Below are 3023 nucleotides of genomic sequence, written 5' to 3' on the forward strand. Positions count from 1 at the left end.
CGAATCGCACGGGCGTTCATGAACGCTGAACTCGTCGCGGCCAACGAGGCGCGCATGATCATCCCGACGGTGTACCGAGACGACTACCTTACCGGACTTCGGACCCTGAGCCGCGGAGGAGAACCACGCGCACTCATCAAGGTCCTTGACTTCGCGCAACGGTGGACGGCCTCGATCGACTGGACGAGCCTAGCCAACGCCGAAGCAGCGATGGCCGAGACGAACGCGTTTGTACGACCCAGCAGCGAGAGTGTGCTGAGACTGCCGGTGTTGCGCGAACGCTGAAGGCTGAACAGCGCGGAACTGCCCAGTCGGAGTACTCAGTACTCTGAACTCCGGCGTCAGACTGGGTATAGTGGTCGGAATTCAGCAACGACAGTCCACAGTACCGAGCGGGTTTCGTGGAGCTGACGATTCACGAGGGCGGGGATATCAACCGATCCCCGCCCTCGCACGCGCCGTCAGGAAATGCTCGGCACCGAGCACTGTAGCTGCTCAACTCTGACCACTATACCCAGTCTGACGCCTGAATTCAGTTCACTCAGTACTGGGCCGTTCCGCGCCCTTACCGCTGTGTCCCCACGCACAGCGTTGGTGCCGCCGCCCCCACCGCGAACTGCAGAATCGACAGCACGTCACCTGAATCCAGAACGCCGTTACAGTTCGCATCCGCGCGAGGCATCGGGTTCGGCGCACTGGCCGGCAGCACGCCCACCAGCGCCTGTTGCGCCAGCGATGCGTCAAAGGCGTTCACGGCTCCATCCGCGTTCACATCGCCGCGCAGCACGCTCGCGCCGGCCGTGATCGTCGTGGCCCACAGTCCGCGACCGTAGGTGCTGGCGTACAGGTTGCCGGTAGCCTGCTGGTACACCAGGTCCAGCACTCTCGCATTCGGAAAGCCCTGATTCGCCACGATCCACGAGGCGCCGTTGTCGGTCGATTCATAAATCCCGACGTCGGCACCCACGAACAGCCGCGACGTTCCCGGCACCGCGACCACGGCGTTGAACGGGATGTCCGGCAACGTCCCCGTGAGATTCACCCAGTTCGCGCCGAAGTCGTCGGTGGAGTACACATGCCCGGTGCCGGTGCCGGAATACGTAATCACGGCGCGACCAGCTGCCGCGACATCGGGAGCGACATCGGTGACCGCACGGTTCGGCAACGTGCTCGAGACCAGCGCAAACGTCGTACCGCCGTCTTGCGACAGCTGCACGTTGCCGTCGCTGGTGCCCACCCAGATCACGCGCGAATCCACCGGTGAAACCGCGACACTGGTAATGGTCCCGATGCCACCCTTCGTGAGATCACCGGTGAGCGCGGCCCATTGCACGCCCTCGTTCTGCGTGCGCCACAGTCGGTACGTCGCGTAATACAGCGTCGTCGAGTTGAGCGGGTCGATCACCATCGGCGACAGGAATGCCTTGCGGTCGGTGCTGGTGAAGCCGCGCTGCACCTGGCTGATGCTCGTGCCGAGCGGATTACGCGTCACGCGCACGATGAAGTTCGTGACGTAGCTGGTGGTCCAGAACACGTTGGCATTGGTAGGGCTGAAGGCATTCCATCCTCCATCACCACTGGGCGCCGACATCGTCCAGAAGCTCGAGCCGAACCCCCACAGCGAGCTGTTGTCTTGCAAGCCACCGGCGAGGAAATCCGGAATCGTGGGGTGCACCGCGATGCCGGGATAGAACTGCGTGACCGAGATATTGGTGTTGCGATTCACCCAGCTATTGCCGCGATCGTACGACGCATGCACCCCGCCGTCGCAGCCGCCCACAATGACGTTCGGATCGCTCGGCGCGTACTCGAACGCGTGCCAGTCCACATGTAAGTCGTACGCGATCGCCGAAAACGATTGCCCGCCATCACGCGAGCGATAGATGCGCGATCCGCCAAGGATCACCGTGTTCGCATCCTGCGGGTCCACCTCGAGCACCAGGTTGTACGTGCTCTGCGTGCCGAAGTCGAGGCGTGGCTGCCCGCCGTACACGCCTTGGGCCGCGAGCACCGTGGGCGTGGCATTCGCCCCATTAAGACGCACCAGCTTGTCCATGCGCGAATTCACCACCTCCACCGCCCACACGGCGTTCGGCGCATTCGGGGTAACGGCCAGCGAGATGCGCTGCACCGTGTTACCGGTGGAGTACACCTGGCTCCACGTGGCCCCGCGATCGGTGCTGCGGTACACGCCATTCGCCGTCGTGCCGGCACCGGCGCGGGCGGCCCACACGATGTTGTCGTCGGCCGGATCGAACTCCACATCGGTCACGAACCCCGACAGCACCGTGGCCCACGCCGATCCGCTGTTGATGCTGCGATGCAGTCCATTGCTGGCCGCGTACAGCACCACGCTCGTGCCCTGCGTGCCGGCCACGCTCGGTGCCACGCGAATACGGTACGCGCGCGTGGTCTGTGTGCCATTCACCGGCGCCAACACGCCACCACCATTGATCTCGGTCCACGTCGTGCCGCCGTCGAACGAACGCAGCAGGCCGCAGCCGTTCGACTGCGCCGGCTCACCCGTGCCCACGTACACGATACTCGGATTTACCGGATCGATCGCGATCGAACCGATGTTGAGCGAGCACTGGCTGTCGCTGATCGGTGTCCACGTGGCACCGCCGTTGTTCGTGCGCCACACGCCTCCACTGGCCGCGCCGGCATACACGATGCTCGGATTGGTAGGGTGGATGGCGATGGCACGAATACGGCCGCCATCGGCGTTCGGCGACGACCCGTAAAAGCCGCTGGTCTGGAAGCCGAACGGCCCCAGTGCGCGCCACGGCGGCACCAGCATGCTGGAGGCGGCACTCGCTGTGGCGCCAGCGGCCGCACCAGCCGGCGCGCGAGACGCGGCGCCGAATACCGCGGCGCGCGCGGCATACACCGGGTTTTGCGTGTACTCGCCGAACGGATACGCCCGCAGCTGTTCCATCCACTCACGCCGCACCTCGAAGCCGGCTTCACGCTGCTCCACCACCTGCCCCTGCACCACGCTCGGCACACCCGCCCCAAACGCC

General features: G+C 64.8%; 1 protein-coding gene and 1 pseudogene. One reads left to right on the plus strand and one right to left on the minus strand.

The window, feature by feature from the left end; translation table 11 throughout:
• Positions 1-285: pseudogene (locus tag ACIRA7_RS16275) on the plus strand (cell filamentation protein Fic); the annotation flags it as partial.
• Between the two features lie 280 nt (positions 286-565).
• On the opposite strand, the gene ACIRA7_RS16280 reads toward ACIRA7_RS16275, so the two are convergent.
• A partial coding sequence (locus ACIRA7_RS16280; protein WP_396221885.1) for a dockerin type I domain-containing protein occupies positions 566-3023 on the minus strand: 2458 nt, incomplete at its 5' end.

The sequence above is a fragment of the Gemmatimonas sp. genome, from assembly GCF_044376735.1.
GTDB lineage: Bacteria > Gemmatimonadota > Gemmatimonadetes > Gemmatimonadales > Gemmatimonadaceae > Gemmatimonas.